We start from the raw sequence: 17667 nt of genomic DNA, 5'->3' as shown, positions 1-17667 counted from the left end.
CCCTGAGATCGGTGGACAACGGGCGCCCGGCATCATCCATGTTCCATGGCTTCGAGAGTTGATCGAAAAGACGCATGCAGGATCTCTCACAAGAGCGATCTCCATGGTGCCAAACAACGGCTGAACGACGAACGTGCCAAACGCTGCGGTTGGTGACCGGACTTCCGGTTGAACCGGAAACCGTCGAGCAACATAAAGCGATTCGCACTCGAAGTGACCATGCTGGAAGATTTCAGCCCCCTCAAGACGGCCATCTGGTCGTACCGTCATGCATCACAAACGTTCGGAATGGAATACCGGGGGCGCACTCGGCTTGTTGTGGACGCTGCTGTTGATCAGCATCATCAGCTGGCCGGCTCGCGAATCGTATGCCTTCGTAGGTCAGGACAGCTCCCCGACCACTGACCTCGGCGATACGCTCGCTCAGCGCTTGCTGGTCCTCGCCATTTCATACCCCTTCCTGGGAATGCTTCTGGGATACGGCCTGAGCAAGTATCTGACACGACGAGATCGACGATCGTAGGTATCGTCGCGGCCTCCACCGCTCATGACAACGATGGTCGACCCGCAGGGCATCGCTGACCTCGAAGAGCCGACCATCGAGGGCGACGAACCGCGCACAGCTCAGGACTACGTGCGAGATTCACAGGTCGGCGTCGTCCTCGACGACGGGTTCGCGGTCGACCCTGACATGTCCGCTACCGAAGGCGGATGGACGGCCGATTCGTGAATGTGGCTGCTCCGGCGTACGGACCTGCCACGCGCTTCAAAACGGCACCCGGCCTAACTACCGATGATGGTAATCAGTGCCGATAATTTATATTATGACATAATACCTGTTCAAGGCCTAGCGACCGGATTCGGAAGCGTAGTACTCCGCAGCGACCGCCGGGGTTGCCGAAGATATTCTCTTCGTCGACCGGAAATACACCCTGAGTCGGGCTCCAACTCCTCTGCCCATCCCGTCTTGCCGAGCATACGGTCGACCTATTGACCGCATACTCGGCAGGACGAGACGGACGCCCACGCATTTTCAATAGGCACAAACCGATGAAAGTGCACCGTCGCGTTACCTGCAGATCTGCTTCACAACCCTTGGCGGGCAGATGGCCATCTAATTCTCTAGATACCCTGTTCCAGTTCGCGACAGGTCAGTGAAGACACCGGTGTTGGTGTTAAGAACCAACGCTCCCCGCTGGAAAAGCATGAATCGCTGACCAGCTGCTAGCAGTTCCGGCGGACTGTCGCGTTCGTCTGACCATGGATATCCCAGTGATCCACCCTCATACCCCGTCTCAGCCCATCGAGTCAAGAATTGCCCCGTAATAGGATGGGGTCCTGAGGTGGGTGACCAGTAGATAAAACCGTTTTGGAATTGCTGTCGCCGCCCGATGTTGTCCGGATTGACCAACTCGTCGGAGAGCGGATATCCCAGAACTCCAGATTCATAGCCCAGCGAAGCCCATTTGTCCAGTATGGCAGAAAGTACATAGTGGGCTCCTGAATTGGGTGACCAATAGATCACACCATTTTGGAATCTCGCCATACGCCCCTGATTATCAGGAAGAACGATCTCGTCGCCCGTCACATAACCGAGCAGTGTTCCACCAGGGGTGTTACCGCCGACAGAATTCCATTTGTCACGTATGGGGCCGTTCCGGATGGCCGAACCAATGGCATTTTGAAAGGCGACATAAACGGCCCCGTTTTGGAACTCCTGATGCCGGCCCCCGTCCGGCAATACGATCTCGTCAGTGGACGGGTACCCGAGCCAACCGAGTTCGTACCCGAGCTGGCCCCACCGGTTGAGAAAACTGTTCACGACGGGATGGGCGCCGGTACTCGCCGACCAATAGATCGGCCCATTGGCGAAAGTCTGGCGGCGTCCGAACCCGTCCGGGTTCACCAGCTCCTCCGAAGTTGGGAAAAGCAAGAAACTGAACTGAGCACCCAGCGAGTTGTACTTGTCGCGGATGGCACCGCACACCCAGTTGTCCGAGGGCCAGTACTGCTGGCAGTCGGGACCGGGCGCCGGAATTGCTCGAGCCGAGGAAGGCTGCTGCTGCTGCTGCAGTTCGTACTCGCGAACCTCCGCGCGGTCCGCATCCTCCTTGGTGAACGGCTCGGGCCACTCTTCCCGGTCTGAGCGCATCTTGCCGGGAACAACGGTGCTGTTCGGGTTCTCCGTAGGCAGCCCGGTGTACGGGATCCGCTCACCCGCAGGTGTCGGCGCGGTGGCGTCGACGCTCGGGGGCAAGCTTGTGGCGATCGGTGTCGTCGTGCTCGACGGTGCGGGCGCCGGTACGTCCGCGCCACCCGGTACCTCGGACGCTGAGTTGGGTGCCTGCGAGGTGGCCGGGGCCAGTGACGGTGCTTCGGCGCATGCCGTCGGCGTCACAGACGTGGTGGTAGCAGTGGGTACCGGCGTAGAGCCACCACTCGTAGCGGGGGCGCAAGCAGCGTCGCCCCCTGGCTGCGCCGGGCCACCCAGCGGTTGCGCGACAGCCGCGTGAGACCCAGTTGACACAGCCACAGATACGAGGACGATCAATATCGATTTCTTGAGAACCTTCATCTGACGCTCCTGCCCGCTTTGAATAGATCACGACTACGCAAGCCCAGTGGCCGCATCACGAAAACCTGCAGATCGTTCCTTGCCCAGGCGTGGTCTCAGCTGGATCAACGGGGTCACAAACCGCCGGTGCCGTTTTTGCTCCAACGGTGAGATACTCGCCGGTATCTGTGGTCTGCGTCCAGGCTCGGACGCCTACTTCTAGGGTCTGGTTGGCATAGTTGAAATTGTTGTCAATTTGCCAACTGCGGGTCGATCCATCGCAAGGGAAAGAATCCGTGTTCTGGAAATCAACCTGTACCCCATTGACGATCATATAAATCGTCATATGCGTGTCATCATCAAGATACGGGTATTCGGAAGAGACGGGATCATAAACACAGTTGTACTGAACAAGGGGACGCGTCGACGTCGGTGTAACTGTCACGCGGAACCGGAGCACGTCCGCGGGGTAAGCTACTGCCGAGTTACCAACAAACGACGCGATAACTAGCCTCATGTATCGCCAAGTATTACTGACAGCGTTGCCGTTCACATTGAAAAACTCCGGAGATGTGCCGGGATCGTTGGAAATGTCTGATGGAATGTTGGCGCCAGGCAGATCCCTGGCTGCCGTAGGACCATCCAAGGGCGGAGGATCTGTGTACAACGGCGCTGGCGCAGGCGTGGAAGGCTGCGCACCTACGGTGGCCGGGCTGAGCGCGAGCGACGCCGTTACGACGCATGCGGTCAACACCAGGCGGCAGATCTTCATACGTTTCTCCTCGATCAGCGATTGTTAGAACGGCCCCGATTGGCCGGTGCGTTGCCCACCGCGCGGTTGGTTAGCTGAGGTAATTTGTGGAACGTACCATATGTTACGTACTGCTGCACCGATTACCGAACACGTTGACAATGGCTGTGACCTGGGCACACTTGGTGCAGACACATTAAGGCGCTACCATCGATTAATCGTCCTTGCCTGCCAAACCGGACAAAACGGAGAATGTTGAGTGGAATCCTCTCGGCGAGTGAATACGGGATACATCGTCGGACGCACCGACAGCGAAGCAGAGATGGCTCCTGGGATGCTGTCGGCGCCCGTCGCCGCGCAAAACCTGGAACCACTTGCGCCAAGCGCCGTCCGGAGTGGATGCAACTCCGTTGTTCGCGTCCAAGGTTCAAGCCCACTTCCCAGGATCCCCGGGGGAAACGCTCGCGTTTCGCGTCGACCGGTTCCGCATGTTCGCGAATGGTTTGGAGTTTGCCTTGACGGCGGCGGTAGATTCAGCGGGGGATGTGGCCCTGAACGGCCTGAATATGAGTGGGCGCGTCCGGCCTGGTGATGGCGCGAAAGTTACATTTTCCGTTGTCATCGAAGATAGAGGTGTAGTGTTAATCAATGATGCACGTTCGCTCCGACACACTCCTGACGATCCTGATGAACCGTGGCTGCACTGTGCAGGGTCCTTCGGGAACGCGACTCAAGTGGGTGCACATTACTTCCTAAGTCCGCGCCTCGACGCGGACCTCACGTTCATACTCGAATATCCGGAAATTGGCGTCGGCAGGCGAACGGTGACCGTATCCATAGCCGAGCTTTCGGCCAGGTGAACTCAGCTGGCTGACCGTCGCGTCATCGAGGATGAACATGAGATTTATAGACGATTTCGATGCAAGCGGACCGGGCGTTCATCGATATAATTTCGCATGGTCGGGATACGGGCCACCTGCTTTCGAGGAAGCCATCGCCAAGCGACGTCAATTCGAACAAGACCGCGATAGGAGACTCGCAGGTCGCAGGCGATTGCCAGCATGGCGCATCAAACCACAAAAAAGTAAAAACTTATGCCGCCGGGAAGACCAGGTTTTCACGAAAGATGGCACTGCGCAGTTTCAACACATTGCGCTGTCCAAAGTTTGCGCCTCTAAGACCGGTATCAGTTTCGACATTGATCTTAAAAAACCCGGCAACGTAGACAACGGGACGGTGTCAACACACCACGTGTCCAATTCCGCTAAGAAACAAAAACTTTTTTATCTCGGCATAGTTTTACCGAGTGGATCAATTGTCTCGAACCAGAAAACAGCCCTCAGGTACGCGCCGGCCGACGACGACTTTATTACACCTTGGTTGCATGCTGGCGCACTGGAAGAAAGCTCCACCAACTTGCGAGCAAGCTACTTTCTTTCACCCCACCCAGGCATCGGCGGAGAACTCACGTTTACCATTTCCAGCACACCCCTCGGCATAGAATCAGGCCTATCAGTGAGCATGATTTGTTGACCTGCGGGCTACGGCAAACAAGCTTTCGCCTGTTCCACTCCGGCAAATATGCGTGGCAGCGAGCGACGGCCAGGCTCGCTACCCGATGCTGAAACATCCTTTCGGTGCCAGGAATAGGGGGCCGGGTGAGTATCTACTCAATGTGTTCTCGTCGACCCGGTCGTGTTGATCCCAGTTGCCGAGGTCGTACATCGAACCTGCGAACTCGACTACAAGGCTGTCGATAGCGTTCTCGGTAGGTGGGTTCCACGCTGAAACTAGGGCTACATCTATGCCCAAGTCCAATCGATGCATGGAAGGGTAAGAGGTTATCGAGCCATTGGTGACCCATTCCGCGACCAGTGCGCCGGCGTCGCTGGCTTGCGCGTAACCGGTCACCATCCCGAGCATGCAACCGATCTCGATCGTCGCGAAGTGGAATCGCTCGTGGTCTTGAGGCCGTCAACTACCCGCATCTTAGGAACCGCAACCGATCCGCGGTGCGCGTGGTGACGCCAGCTGGGATGCAACGTGGCCAACGTGACGACCCAGCCGGAGGGAACTGGCAGCAACCGGGCACGTCGAACCGCTCGGGATGCGCGTGTGGGCGAACGACTGCTGCCTGAAGCACGGTCTGCCCTCGCCTTTCTGGCCATCGGGCCCACCGTGCTTCAGGCAATGAAACGGCCCGTCAGACGCGCACAGGCTTACCGCAGTTGCCGCAGGTCATCACGCCGTGGCGAGTGACCTTGAGGCCGTAGAAGAGAACGGACCACTCCGCGACAAGTACAACAGCGTCGGCGGACTCACCCCCGGCAGCAGCTTCCTCGGCTACCTCACCGGCGACCACATCCGAACACTGCCCGACGGCCAAGGCCAGATGGCACGCTTCCAGAACGGCGTCATCTACTACTCGCCCACAACGGGTGCGCACCCAGTAGTCGGTGACATCCTCGCGATTTGGGCTGAGGATGGCTATGAAGCGAGCGGTGGATTTGGGTATCCGATCGCATCGCAGGTGGTCAACGGCAACAGAACCACTCAGGAGTTCCAGGGCGCGACACTTGACGTAGTGAGCGAGACATTCGCGGTCGAAATTGAAGTAGGCAAAGGACCGTGCATCTTCTCTTCGGCCGTCGATCGTGTACACAGAAAACAAAAACCACCTACCCCCTTCCGAGCGGGGGCGCATGTCTGGTACAACCCAGTATCTAATTGCCCTCCCGCATCTGAAATGCGAGCGGTCGTATCGGGACAGCTTCAGACGCTGAGCCCGCAGGGCGTCTGGCAAAACCGCGGACCCCTGCAGGTGAGTCCCAATCATAAACCTGGAAGTGGCGGGGGTAACTGGTTCCCCGTTCAAGAATTATGCAACGGCACAGGCCCCTTGACATGGCGAGTCATCGGCGACGTCGATCTTATCGGCGCTGAAGATGGTTTATATACGCCGGTTTCTTATGGTTGGGAAATTGCGTGCAGTTGAGTCTCACGAGTGGTAGCGACTCAGGGGAGAGCGGATGCGGAATCTACTGATATACGCAGCAACGACCGTTGTCCTGTGCAACCTCTACTTCGTCGCAGTGTTGGCTTGGTGCAGCCGACGGCTAGGTGAATCACCGGACACGATTAATGGCGGATTTAGCACGCCAACCGAGACGGTTGGCATGGACACCGCTGTTTATCTCACGCCCTCCGTGTATCTACTGCCTTTGGGTGGCGTACTTATCGCCACCCTAGTTGCTGTTGTAACACGGATGCTTGGGTGGCGGCTAATTTCGTCAGCCTAGAATCTTGCGGTTAAAGGTAGTCGGTGGGCCCCCGTTGGCCTTAAGGTGGGCCCACCGACGCGCATATTTTATAATGCGTGGGCACATTTTGGTCAGATGCTGCCTAGTACCTATCGGACCTGCTAGATCCCAAATTCCAGATATGTTGCTAATCCCAATAGGGTAATTGTTCTTCGGGTGCAACGCGCACACCATCCAGCCTCTTGTTTGCAACTATTTCTTGAATCGCACCTTCGTCGGCACTCACTATCGCATAGTGGTCGTCGACATCGTATGTGATTGCCCAAGCTCGATCAGCTGGCCATACGAAAGCAGGATTTGGGGCAAGACCATAAGGCCACACAATAGGGTCTATTGCGTTCCAAGACGAGAAATCTTCTATGTTGCCACGCAAAATCCAATAGTCTCTATCGGGTAGGTGCATTTTTGGAGTATTTCTGTTAATTCCATCCGTGCCCCATCCATCCCACATGGCATAATAACACTCTTCAGAAGTCTGGGTGTACTTATACAGAATTTTAAGAGCTATCTCAATCTTTTCTTTATCACTCAGGATGCGATCTGGGAGATTCGCACCGACCGACGACTGACCGAAAAATTCGGGGTCTGGAATGAACCGAATACGTGCGTAAGACGTGAATCCACCTGGAGCTGGACTGATCCCCTGGCCCCAGGGTGTTGATTGGTCTACCAGCCAGCAAGTCGATCGCAGGTCAGCGCATGGTTCAAGACTCATGTGTCCATTTCTAGCGCGGAAGAACCGGGTGTGCAATTTCCGGTGGTCTTTGGCGCGCTTGCGCCGAGCCATCGAGACGGTGCCGCCAGGAAGGTCCGGCCGGCGCATGCTTCCGCGCTTCGTGGATGAACGTGACAGCGGTAATCACGAGGGCCCGACAGATCATGCGTTGGACGCACAACGGGTCCCTGCCGCACTATCTAGGGGCCGACTGGCTCGACAACCAGACATCGTCCATTACCGAAAGAGTGCTTTGCCTCTTGGAGGACGCCGGCGCCATCAAGATCGCACTAGCCACCGGCACCGATCCGAACTCGTGGAATGTCGTCGCGACCGGCGAAGTACCGCCGCTGGTGGATTAGGCTCGTCCGGTGATTCGCATCCTGCGTGAGGCCGGCGCATGGGTCAATGCCGCGGTTGTCACGGTGATCGTCGCCGTCGGAATCTTGGTTGCGGGTGTGACACATCGCTCCCAATCCGAAACAGTCGCGATTCCCGGATGCAGCGCAGTCATCCCAGAGGACGAACAGGACCGCATCAACTTCGCCTTCACCGGCGACGGCTTCGGTGGTGATTTCGGTGGTGGTTTCGATTCCGGTTCCGACCTCAGCGGTCCGGACGCGACCGTGCCATGGGCGACTCCGGCCGGAGCCGAGACAATGACGGCTGCACTGGTGTCGGCGCTGCCACCAGAAACGGTGATAACGACGGACAACGTCGGGTCGGACCTGCGCTTCACTCCGCAGGCTCCTGCCGCGGAAAGGTTCGGGTTCGTCCAGAACACCAGCGCACTGGGCAAGATCGCCGTGGACGGGCGATCAGGATGGCTGGTCGTCGACATCGCACGCACTGGCGCACTCGCCGGCCCGTGCTTCGCCGGTCAGGTCGACGAGCGCGTAACGCACCCGGACGGCACCGTCATCGACGTTCTCGAACGCGGCTACTCACGACGAGCGACCTTGCACACCCCCGACGGGTTCGTTGTCGACGTTAACGCCGACGACGACGTGCTGACTTCGAACCAGGTGGCCGACATCGCCTCGACGCGAGCCTTACGTATGGGCGCCCTATAGCGAACGGCCATCGATGTCGATAATGCCAATTATTGCCGATAATTTAGATTATGACATAACCGCTGGTCACGGTTCGGTCATCAAAGCTACTTGCGGCCGGTGCCGTAAGGCAACGGCCCTGGGTCGATGATGGATGCGCGCCAGACGTTGCTTACATCGGGTTGCGCTCGGAAGGCGCTCGGGACGCGCTGACCGGTGGAGTCGGGCTGCTCGCTGAATGGGCCTTCGACACTCCTGCCGGACGTCGCGTGTGATCCGAGAACGTTCCAGTCGAGGACTCCATCGGCCAGAGCAGGGTGCCAGTCACCGATCGGCTCGCCAGAGACAACAGCACTGCGTACGTCGTGGAGCATCAAGGTCAACGACGACCACTGCGGAATTCCGAGGTGGCCCCCGTCCGAGCTTCGGAAAGAAATGCATCCGCGCTGTTCACCGGGCCGGGTGTCGTAATACAAGTGATTTGAATCCCACTGCGTAATTGGGATATAGCTCGGCAGGAAAAGATGATCGTCAGTGTCGATGCCCGCAACATCGTTTGACGCCATAATTTCGGAGTAAGGACCGTAGAACTCCTCGTCGCCGGCGACGATGTCCTGCATCACGTCGATCATGAGGGCGTGCCGTGCCGGGATGTCCGACACAGGAAGCAGTGAACCGGCTGGAAACAGTGTTCCTGCGCCGCCGATGGCGTCCTGCCCGTCGTGCAGCGCGTAGAAATCGCGCAATTCTGATGTCCACGGGGCCGTACGTTCTTCAGCGCTTCGAACTTGAGTAGCCGGAGCTGGCGGACGGAGACTCGCCGCGGTCACGGGCGCCAGTCGGCGGACCGCGGTTACGAGTGCGTTCCACTCCTCCGCAAGGACCACGCAGCCACGCTACAGCCGTACGTACATCCATCCGAGGCATCGGAGTGGGTTGGCTGCGGGCCGACTGTTTTAAAGTTCTCGGTGTGTCCACATCGCAGTCACCCACAGTCTTCATCACCTGGGCACACGCAGACACCGACTGGGACCCCGATCAAGTCCGTGTGTGGCGGCAACAGGTACGGCGATTCGCAACGGTCCTGATGCAGGACTGTGGCATCGAGACCGAGATTGATTTGTGGAACCCGGCCGCCGATTGGACCAGATGGGGACCGCAGCAGATCCGCGATCACGACTACGTGGTGGCGCTGACAAGTGTGGCGTGGCGGGAGCGATTCGAAGGCGAGAACACCCCTACCGTCGGAGCCGGCGCCGTGGCTGAGTGCAATGAGCTACTCGGCATCTTCGCACGCGACCAGTCCGAGTTCAGGCGGAGGGTTCTCCTGGTTCAGTTGCCAGGTGTTGGGGCGGACACCATCCCAGGACAACTACACGGCATAGCTCGTTTCCCTCTGAACAGCATAGATAAAACTGCCCTTGAGCCTCTGGTGCGCTACATGACCGGTCAGCCGCTGTACCTCAGACCCACCCGCGGCCCAGCGCTCCTGCTACCTCCAGAAGACCTCGACCAGCCCACCGGCCAGGCCACGCCATCCACTCCCCTAGCGGCCGACGTGGCTGGCCCCGCGACCCCCGCAGCGCAGTCGGTTTACGAATCACTCGGCCGCGAGATGTACCTGAAGCGGTCCCAGGACGTGTCGCACTCCCGGTTGAGACTCAGACGTCGCGGTGTCGGACTGGACGAAGACGAAGTCGAGAGGACACTGGCCTTTCGCGCCGGCGTCCCTGTCGCACTGACCGAGCTAGCGGCTGGTGAATTGAGAATGCTGACGGCTCCGCTCGGATCCGGGAAGTCGGATGTTGCCGAGGAGTGGCACCGGGCAAATATCGAGCGAGCTTCGAGCGACCCACTGAAGCCGATCCCGGTCTGGTTTTCGGTCGACGATATCGCTGACTCCGTCGAGCGCGCGATCGTCGACGAGGTGGGGCGTACTGCACTCTCTCGCCTCGGTGTCGACCTCGTGATCGACGGGCTCGACGAGCGGACGGATCGAGCTGCGGACGTCATGCGCCGAGCATCCGAGTTCCTCGTACGTTGGCCGTTGTCTCGTCTCGTGCTGACCTCGCGGGCGACCCTCGCAGCACGCGACACCGAAGTCGTCACGTTGGAGCCGCTCGCTGTCGCCCGTGGTGCTGAACTGGCCAGCGTCGTTGCCGACCGACCGTTACGTGCCATCGGCATGGACCGGACACTGTTGGGGAGGCCCTTCTTCGCGTTACTGATCGGCAAATACATCGATGCCGACGGCGGAGAGGCAGGAGCAGCCGAGCTGATCGACATGGTGGTCAGCAAAGTCGTCGAGTCGGACTCCTTTAACCTGTATGCGGAGCTCAAGCGCCTCGCCGTGGAAACTATCCGAAGGGGCGGACCGGTTGATCCGGTGAGTTTCACGACCGAGGCAGCAGCGGCTCAGATGCGAAAGTCGCCGATGGTGACAGTCTTCGGGCGGGCATGTGCATTCTCCTTAGCGACGTTCGAGCAGTGGTTCGCCTCCAAGGCACTACTCGAGGGTGAGGTCGACGTAACGGATCTCCTCGACTCCCTCTCAACTTTTGACCGCTGGAAATACGTGTTCGCGAACGTGTTGGCGGCCGGCGATCCAGAACGTGTCGATCCGATCATGGCAACTCTTGCGGCCTGGAATCCCGGCGCTGCGGCATGGGTCGTCCGAGAAACCCGCGAGAGCGGGCTCGCGAGGCCACGCCCAGTCCTTGATCCCGCAGACTGGAAGCGAATCGGGGAACGACTGCGGTATGCGACGGCTGCCTGGCTCGAAGGGCTCGGACCGTTCGCGGCGGCGTTCTGTATGACCGCGATGGGCGCGGCCCAGACGTTCGACGACACCACCATTGAAGTAAATGTGGACCGCGGACGTCTACGCGTCGCGTGGGTAGGCCCCTCCCAGCTTCCCGGAGATCCTTTACCCCCCGGTCGTCAACGAGATACCGATGGGCCCCGACGGGGAGATCAACCGTTCGTTCGTTTCGCGCACCGGTCCGCTACCTATTGGGGTGAACTGGGTCTGGCAGCAGGCTCAGGAGTACCTGGCGAGCGACCTTGAGGACCGCTTTAAAACGCTGGTGGAACTTGCCGCTATGGCCAACCCCGGCGTTGCCCAGCAAGAACTGTCGGAGTACATGCAGGGTAGGTCGACGCACCATGGAGCACCAGGGCTCAAAGTGTCGGCGGCGGTTCCCAACCTGTACCCGGGCCCGGACATGTCCGCCACACCACGCGAGCCCTTCGGCAGGTACACAGCCCCGCAGATGAAGGCACGTATCGAGAAAATTCTCGAGGCGGCTATGAAGTGCTACCGGGAACTGGCAGACCTCTTGGCCATCCGTTTCGGACGAACCCTTGCATTGAGAGGGATGATGCCCGTGACGTTCTACGGCGTGGTCTTCCACGATCCCGACAGGGACCGCGGGGCGTTCGATTGGAGCCATGGGGAACCTGGGCTCGACTGGCTCCTGAAGCCAGCCAACGTCCACTCCACTCACGGCAACTCGGAGCGACACAACACTGTGGATCTAACGCTCAACGACCAGCACTGTTCGGACGAGATTCATGATGAGCGCGACGTCCTTTACGAGGCGTTTCGCTCGTACGTCGACTCGGACCCGAGTTACGAGCCCTTTGCCCGCACGTTCTCGACTACGTCTGGACGCATCAACGCGCTGCAGGCTCGACCTGCGACTCGTCTGGCAATGTCATGGCTGGCTGAGGACCTCGTGCAGCTCGGGTTTTTGCCGGACAACTTCCGAATCGTGTCCTGGTAACGCGCAGACGTGGATGTCCCGACACTGATGGGTGACTGATACTCCCTCGGACTAGCGCTCCGGACCGCCCCGCTCGATGTCTCGCTCGGGCAGCGTCGGAGTCGCGCCCTGCGCACCGTCGCCTGCTATACCCCGGCGTGTGCGCCGCTCCCCGACCGCACGAGCTACGTCCCGTTCGAGCGCCGCCATCAGCTCGTCTCGTTCTCTCGCCGGAAGCTCCTCGAAAGACGTTCGAACCGCACCTGGAGTCGGTGCCTCAGTGACGACCTCACCTGCGGCGCGTCGAGCCGCTTTATCGGTCTCACCGACCTCTGTCGGTGCGACACCAGGCCCCACCTGAGTAGCTGCAGCAGAGGGACGGGCGTTATCGATCTCGACTCGCGCAAGTAGTTGATCATGCAACGTCGTCAGCTCTCGTTCCCGTACGAGTGTCAGCGTGTGCGCCTGGTGGGCATGACCGGCGGCGCGCTCGACGTCGGCGAACGCTTCCATAGTCCGCATCATCTGCCGCAGCAGTAGTGCGTTCGCTGCGGCGCCGCCGCGGGTAGCGAGCGCCGCCTGCATCACGATCAACGCCGCCCCGCCCGCGTGCCGCCGCTCAAGGTCCGGCGTGATGCGCTGATGCGCGGGTATCTGCGCGGACTGCGACAACGCCGCCGCGGCTCTCGCCAACGGGCCCGGTGTGGGCTCGGTACGTGCTGACCATGCGGCGAACACGCCTGCGGTTCGGCCGGCGGCGCGCGCCCACTGCGCGGTGTCCGCGATCGGGATCGACGTCAGGTAGGTATTCCACTTACCGATGTCTTCGGCTGCCCGCGTCAGCAGCTCCGGATCGAGTGGTGTGCGTTCGCGCCCGGTGGTGATAGTCACCGCGGCGCCCCGGCGGGCGGTCGACCACTCCGCTGCCGCGTCCTCCGGTGCGGTACCAGCGGTGTCCCACTCGTCGCGCAGTCGCGGCAACGTCAGGTCCTTCGCCAGGCGCCCGCCGCCGTACCAGACGGGGTTGGTGCCGGCGGCTCGCTCGGCGGCCGTGGGCGTGGTGGCGACGGAGTACCCGACCACCGTGCCCGTGGTCCCGGTGTCGTTGCGAGGCCGGACTAGCACCTTCTGCGCACGCAATCGGCGCACGAACTCCGCCTCGGTCTTCGACGCGGTTGCGCACGCCCGCACCGTGCGCTCCAACAGTGCCCGCGACGTCTCCGGTGCACCGGCGCGGGTGGCGCGAGCTGCTTCCGCCGGCTTGATCCCGCGGGTGCCGCGCTCGTTCTCCCTCGACGTCAGCACGACCAGACCGTGGGTGCGTTCGAGGGTGGTGCACGCGGCCTGGGCGCGCTTGAAGTCGTTGAAGGTGTCGACCTTCGTGCCATCCTCGCGAACCGCAGACGCGGCGATGTGGATGTGGTCACCACCCGCAGTGGTCTTGCCGTGCCGAATCGCCACCCAGCGCGCAGACGGACGAGGAGACTCCGGGTCGTCGAAGCTCATTTCACGCATGAAGTCGGCAGCGATGGCGCCCCATTTCTCGTCCGACAACTCCCCCTCGTCGGGGTTGAGCGAGAGCGAGCAGTGCCAGACGTTGCGGTCACTGGTGGCATCGGCGAGCGCCACCGACCGTGGGGTGCCATCGTCGATCGCTGCGTTCATCTTTTGGCGGTTCGTGTACGAGACCTCCGTGCCGAACACGACCCGTGCCGTGTCGATTTCGTGCGCCAACTCGATCGCATCGGAGTGCGACAACTCCCCCGACGGCGCACCCAGTACGACACTCTCGTGGCCGGCGACGATGTGCGGGTTCTCGTGCTCATTCGACCGGCCGGGGCCGGCCAGGTACGACACCAGTCCCGTCATCTTCGCCCCGCGCGTGATGTTCGGGATCACGTCCCGGTCAGCTCCCGCGGCAAAGTGCGCACCCGGTCGAACACCCGACGCACCGACGCCAACGTCGCCTCCGTCTCCGGCGCCAACTCCCCCGTCGCATTGGCGACCTTCGCGAGCTGGTTGACATTACGACCGAGCGCCGCGATCAGCTTGGTGACAGCAAACAACTCCGTCAGATCCTCCCGCGACACCGACGCCCGCGGAGCCTTCAGCGCCGAGTCCGCCAGCAACCGCGCCACCGTCACACCCTGCACCCGAGCAGCCGCCTGCACCGCGAGTTCCTGCTCGTCCGTCAGCTTCACCACATGCCGGTGCACCCGGCCGCCCACAACGTTGGACTGGCGGCTGCGCAGCCAGCTCGCACTGCTCTCACCCACCGCCCACTCCCCTCATCCCGACCGTCCCGAACATGCCCAGCGCAGCGACCCCGAACGGGGACCCACACCGCCCAGTGTGGCAGGCGCCCGCCGAAACCGCCAGGTTTAGGGCACCCAAGTAATAGCTTGCTCCGCCTGAAGCACGACGGTGGTCCGTGGAGCGTGCGGAGCGGGTCACCGTAAAAGACGCTCAGGACGAGCGCAGCAAGTTTCCGACGGGCGCACGTTCACACCGCGACTGCCGGTTCATCCGGCCTCACCCAAACAACCCGCATGTCCTGGCGGACTCGGCACTAGGCTTCGCCGCAACAGATCCCTCGACCAGGAGGACCCAGGTGCTCGATCCGGTGAGTGGTGTCGCATTAGGCGCCGTCGGCAAGGCTGCGGACAGCGTCGCCGGTGAGGCCGGCGGGTTACTCGCCCGCGTCTTCGGCCCTGCTGCGGATCAGGTCGGTGAGGCTCTAGGCCGTTACACCTCGTACCGGCTCGGGAACGCCAACAAAATTGTTGATGCGGCGTCTCGGAAGAGTCGACCGGAGAGTGAGGATTGGCAAGTTCCGCCCCGGCTCGCGCACTCGCTCCTCGACGCAGGTTCCTACTGCGATGACGAGGTCATAGTCGACTACCTAGGCGGAGTCCTGGCAGGCGGGCGCACCCCCACGGGCCGCGATGACCGAGCAGTGAGTTGGTCCAGCCTCATTACCCAACTCAGCGCCATACAACTGCGCACGCACTACCTGCTCTACACCGCTTGGATCGCATTCTTGCGTCAGCATCCCGATGTCGACCCGTCGATGGACAACCACGATTGTCTCCTCTTCGTCGACTCCGTAGAACTCGTCGAATTGCTCGTCGATACCGATACGACGTCACTCGGCAGCCTGCTCTCCCACTCAGTAGGCGGACTTACACGCAACGACCTGATCTCCTCGTTCACATGGGGGTTCGGACCGCCAGAGCTGGCAGCTAAAAATTCGAACCGGAACCCGTCTGCTCTTGAGCACCTGTGGGAGTCAAACCACCTGTTGTGGTGTGCGCCCACCATGTCCGGATACGAGTTGTGGGCATGGGCGCACGGCTTTTCGGAGTTCGATCAAGACACGCTTCGCGAGATTCACGACGACCAGCCAGTCACAGGCCCACTCACACATACGGCGTTTGCATACGACCTACCGAAACGCGGTGCTCAGTCGAATACGTGAGCCTGCTGCACAGCTCCGTATCCATGTCGTAGTAGCTAACAAGTGGACGGTCCAGCAACTGTCTCCTACAGTCGTGGGCGACCGGGACGCCGTGCGGGCCGCCCCGGTCAGTCCCCCTCCATGGGTGGGTCGAGCAGTCGCGTGCGGAGCACGCGCACCCGCGGTGACTCACCTGGACTGACCGCTCCCGAAAGGCCCGCATCATGTCTGTCACCACTGTCACTCCTGTCGACCCGGCCGCCGTTCGCGCCGCCGCCGAGGCCGCATTGAACGACCGCCTCGCCCACATCGACACCATCGTCACCGCGCAGAACGACCGCGCCGCCGCCGCCGACGAAGTCCGCGCGGCGCAGGCCCGGGAAGCGGCGCTCGCAGCCACCGAGACCGCAGCGTTTCGCACCGCAGTTGTTGGCGGGTGGACCGTCGCCGAGCTCCGCAAGGCGGGCCTGTCCGTGCCGGACTCCGTCGCCCGGCCCAGCAAGCGCGCCGCCCGTACCACCGGCGGTCGCGGACGTGGCACCGACACTGGGTCCGGCCGGCCCCAGGACACCAGCACTACCGCCGTTGAGACGACGGCGGACGCCGAGCAGACCACTGTCGACGAGTCGAGCGCGGCATGAGCGGCGGAGTCGAAGCGACGGTGTGGCGACGCACCCCCGCCGGGGAACCCGGCCGCACACCACTCGCGCAAGGAGTGTTCGTCGACGACGCCGGGGCACACGAGTTCATCGCGCACCAGATGCGCACCCTCCCCACCAGAGGGGTCGACGACGTGATGATCCAACTCGTCGCCGTCCACGGCGACGGACCGTCCCGGCCGACCCGCAACATCGTCGGCAGCACCTCGTCGGTGCTCGCCGATCTCGACCACCCCGACCAGGCTGCGCTCGCGATCTCTTCCGTCCTCACCCGCACCGCACAGACCCGCAGCGTCGACGTCGCCGCGGTACTGGAGCTCGCGGCCGCGTCGGCGGCCGCGAACGTCGGCGGCACCGACACCCTGCTGGCAGCGGCCCCGCAGTCACAGTCGGCGCAGCACGTCGCCGCACTGGCAGCGTTCGGGACCGATCCGCAGTTGCCGTTGGCGAAGCGGACGGCAACGGTGGTGCTCTACCTCGAGACCCGCGACCAACAGCTCTCCGACTACGGGATCCAGGAACTGTGGCACCGGGACCGGGCGAGCATCCGGGCGGCGATGCGGCCGGCCGACCTACCGTCCTCGGCGGTGACCGAGCTCGGCGCGGAGCTGGTCGCCGTCGACCGGCTCTATGCCGCGGACACCGACGCCTACGTTGCCGCGTGGACCGCGGCGGCGACGGAAAAGGCGCGGCGGATGGGCCTGCGGGACTCGGTGCCGGTGGTGGTCTCGACGGAGGAGACGGAGTTCTTCGACGACGGGGATCTCGAACCGATCTACGACCACGCGTTCTCCCTCACCCCACTACCCGGGTGCGGGTACATCCCCGAGACGTTCCCGCACCGCACCTCGGACGGCGGTGTCGACGTCGAAGCGTTCATCACCACCGAGCATGCCGCTCGCCGCGGGTACCGCGACCGCCTACGCGGGCAGGGCGGCACCGGCGAACAGGTCGCGTCATGAAGCATGTGCCTCCGGCGGACCCCACGTGCGGAAGCGTCGTCCTCGTGTCAGGTCTTGCTAGCGTCGCGTCGTGACCATATGGGCTGATGTCGAAGCTGACCATCAACAGTTCTTTCTGGCTGCTGTGGATGTGGACCCGTCGACGGTGCTCGGTGCCGTCGATCTGCTCGACGCGTCTTCGAACGTGGTGGTCATACGCACCGGGATTGCCACTGGACCTGTGTCGGTGGCCTTGTCCGTCCTCGACGGCGAACCGGCCGCTTCCGCCACTCGGTGGGAAGACGTCGACGACGCTGTGGTGGCGGTGACGAGGCCGCTGATGGTGATGACCACCCTCGGTGACGTAAGTGAGACTCACGGGACAGTTGCACCGCCGATGACGGGATGGGTGTCGGTGCGGGTGTCGGCGAATGGCCGAGGAGCGCAGTCAGGT

At 61.7% G+C, this 17667-nt stretch carries 15 protein-coding genes and 1 pseudogene; 10 read left to right on the top strand and 6 right to left on the bottom strand.

Features of this window, described 5'->3' with window-relative positions:
* The first annotated feature begins 556 nt into the window (after positions 1-556).
* Positions 557-730 (top strand): hypothetical protein, encoded by a 174-nt coding sequence (locus QE397_RS00080; RefSeq protein WP_307090833.1) that lies wholly within the window; start codon positions 557-559, stop codon positions 728-730.
* A gap of 384 nt (positions 731-1114) precedes the next feature.
* Here the strand turns inward: QE397_RS00080 and QE397_RS00075 are convergent, their stop codons facing one another.
* Positions 1115-2398 (bottom strand): LGFP repeat-containing protein, encoded by a 1284-nt coding sequence (locus tag QE397_RS00075; protein ID WP_307090832.1) that lies wholly within the window; start codon positions 2396-2398, stop codon positions 1115-1117.
* Between the two features lie 232 nt (positions 2399-2630).
* Positions 2631-3326, bottom strand: coding sequence for a hypothetical protein (locus QE397_RS00070; protein ID WP_307090830.1), 696 nt, complete (start codon positions 3324-3326; stop codon positions 2631-2633).
* An 870-nt stretch (positions 3327-4196) separates the two neighbouring features.
* On the opposite strand from QE397_RS00070, the gene QE397_RS00065 reads away from it, so the two are divergent.
* Together QE397_RS00065 and QE397_RS00060 are read left to right on the top strand one after the other, a co-directional pair.
* The gene (locus QE397_RS00065; RefSeq protein ID WP_307090828.1) at positions 4197-4838 is read left to right on the top strand and encodes a hypothetical protein; all 642 of its coding nucleotides are present in this window, start codon (positions 4197-4199) and stop codon (positions 4836-4838) included.
* A 715-nt stretch (positions 4839-5553) separates the two neighbouring features.
* On the top strand, positions 5554-6300 hold the full coding sequence (locus QE397_RS00060) for an LGFP repeat-containing protein (protein ID WP_307090825.1): 747 nt from the start codon (positions 5554-5556) through the stop codon (positions 6298-6300).
* A 452-nt stretch (positions 6301-6752) separates the two neighbouring features.
* Here QE397_RS00060 and QE397_RS00055 read toward each other — a convergent pair whose 3' ends face one another.
* Entirely contained in the window at positions 6753-7340 is a 588-nt protein-coding gene (locus QE397_RS00055; RefSeq protein ID WP_307090823.1) for a hypothetical protein, read from the bottom strand.
* A gap of 371 nt (positions 7341-7711) precedes the next feature.
* Between QE397_RS00055 and QE397_RS00050 the strand changes: the two genes are divergently transcribed.
* Complete coding sequence (locus QE397_RS00050) at positions 7712-8413, top strand: hypothetical protein (RefSeq protein ID WP_307090821.1); 702 nt, start codon at positions 7712-7714, stop codon at positions 8411-8413.
* 86 nt (positions 8414-8499) lie between these two features.
* On the opposite strand, the gene QE397_RS00045 is transcribed toward QE397_RS00050, so the two are convergent.
* Positions 8500-9138: a hypothetical protein gene (locus QE397_RS00045; protein ID WP_307090819.1), complete on the bottom strand. Its 639-nt coding sequence runs from the start codon at positions 9136-9138 to the stop codon at positions 8500-8502.
* A gap of 224 nt (positions 9139-9362) precedes the next feature.
* Here QE397_RS00045 and QE397_RS00040 point away from each other — a divergent pair, with 224 nt between their 5' ends.
* Both QE397_RS00040 and QE397_RS00035 read left to right on the top strand, forming a co-directional pair.
* The gene (locus QE397_RS00040; RefSeq protein WP_307090818.1) at positions 9363-11459 is read left to right on the top strand and encodes an SEFIR domain-containing protein; all 2097 of its coding nucleotides are present in this window, start codon (positions 9363-9365) and stop codon (positions 11457-11459) included.
* Positions 11410-12177, top strand: a complete 768-nt coding sequence (locus tag QE397_RS00035; RefSeq protein ID WP_307090816.1) for a hypothetical protein — start codon at positions 11410-11412, stop codon at positions 12175-12177. The genes QE397_RS00040 and QE397_RS00035 overlap by 50 nt, the downstream gene beginning before the upstream one ends.
* Before the next feature lie 51 nt (positions 12178-12228).
* On the opposite strand, the gene QE397_RS00030 is transcribed toward QE397_RS00035, so the two are convergent.
* A complete protein-coding gene (locus QE397_RS00030) occupies positions 12229-14055 on the bottom strand; it encodes a relaxase/mobilization nuclease domain-containing protein (protein WP_307090815.1) in 1827 nt (608 codons plus the stop codon).
* Entirely contained in the window at positions 14052-14432 is a 381-nt protein-coding gene (locus QE397_RS00025) for a plasmid mobilization relaxosome protein MobC (protein WP_307090813.1), read from the bottom strand. The genes QE397_RS00030 and QE397_RS00025 overlap by 4 nt, the downstream gene beginning before the upstream one ends.
* A gap of 155 nt (positions 14433-14587) precedes the next feature.
* Here QE397_RS00025 and QE397_RS00020 point away from each other — a divergent pair, with 155 nt between their 5' ends.
* The 4 genes and pseudogenes from QE397_RS00020 to QE397_RS00005 form a co-directional block, all read left to right on the top strand.
* Positions 14588-15634: a hypothetical protein gene (locus tag QE397_RS00020; protein WP_307090812.1), complete on the top strand. Its 1047-nt coding sequence runs from the start codon at positions 14588-14590 to the stop codon at positions 15632-15634.
* 203 nt (positions 15635-15837) lie between these two features.
* Complete coding sequence (locus QE397_RS00015; protein ID WP_307090810.1) at positions 15838-16254, top strand: hypothetical protein; 417 nt, start codon at positions 15838-15840, stop codon at positions 16252-16254.
* The gene (locus QE397_RS00010) at positions 16251-17234 is read left to right on the top strand and encodes a hypothetical protein (RefSeq protein WP_307090809.1); all 984 of its coding nucleotides are present in this window, start codon (positions 16251-16253) and stop codon (positions 17232-17234) included. Before QE397_RS00015 ends, QE397_RS00010 begins: the two co-directional genes overlap by 4 nt.
* 70 nt (positions 17235-17304) lie before the next feature.
* Positions 17305-17667 (top strand): annotated as a pseudogene (locus QE397_RS00005) (hypothetical protein); the annotation flags it as partial.

This window comes from Rhodococcus sp. SORGH_AS_0301 (assembly GCF_030818285.1).
GTDB lineage: Bacteria > Actinomycetota > Actinomycetes > Mycobacteriales > Mycobacteriaceae > Rhodococcoides.
Note: the sequence above shows the minus strand (reverse complement) of the source record. Positions and strands in the feature narration are given on the sequence as shown.

What these genes read in the sequence shown, in the direction of transcription:
- QE397_RS00080 (WP_307090833.1), top strand. Translation starts at nt 557, where the DNA reads ATGGTCGACCCGCAGGGCATCGCTGACCTCGAAGAGCCGACCATCGAG.
- QE397_RS00070 (WP_307090830.1), bottom strand. Translation starts at nt 3,326, where the DNA reads ATGAAGATCTGCCGCCTGGTGTTGACCGCATGCGTCGTAACGGCGTCG.
- QE397_RS00065 (WP_307090828.1), top strand. Translation starts at nt 4,197, where the DNA reads ATGAACATGAGATTTATAGACGATTTCGATGCAAGCGGACCGGGCGTT.
- QE397_RS00055 (WP_307090823.1), bottom strand. Translation starts at nt 7,340, where the DNA reads ATGAGTCTTGAACCATGCGCTGACCTGCGATCGACTTGCTGGCTGGTA.
- QE397_RS00015 (WP_307090810.1), top strand. Translation starts at nt 15,838, where the DNA reads ATGTCTGTCACCACTGTCACTCCTGTCGACCCGGCCGCCGTTCGCGCC.
- QE397_RS00010 (WP_307090809.1), top strand. Translation starts at nt 16,251, where the DNA reads ATGAGCGGCGGAGTCGAAGCGACGGTGTGGCGACGCACCCCCGCCGGG.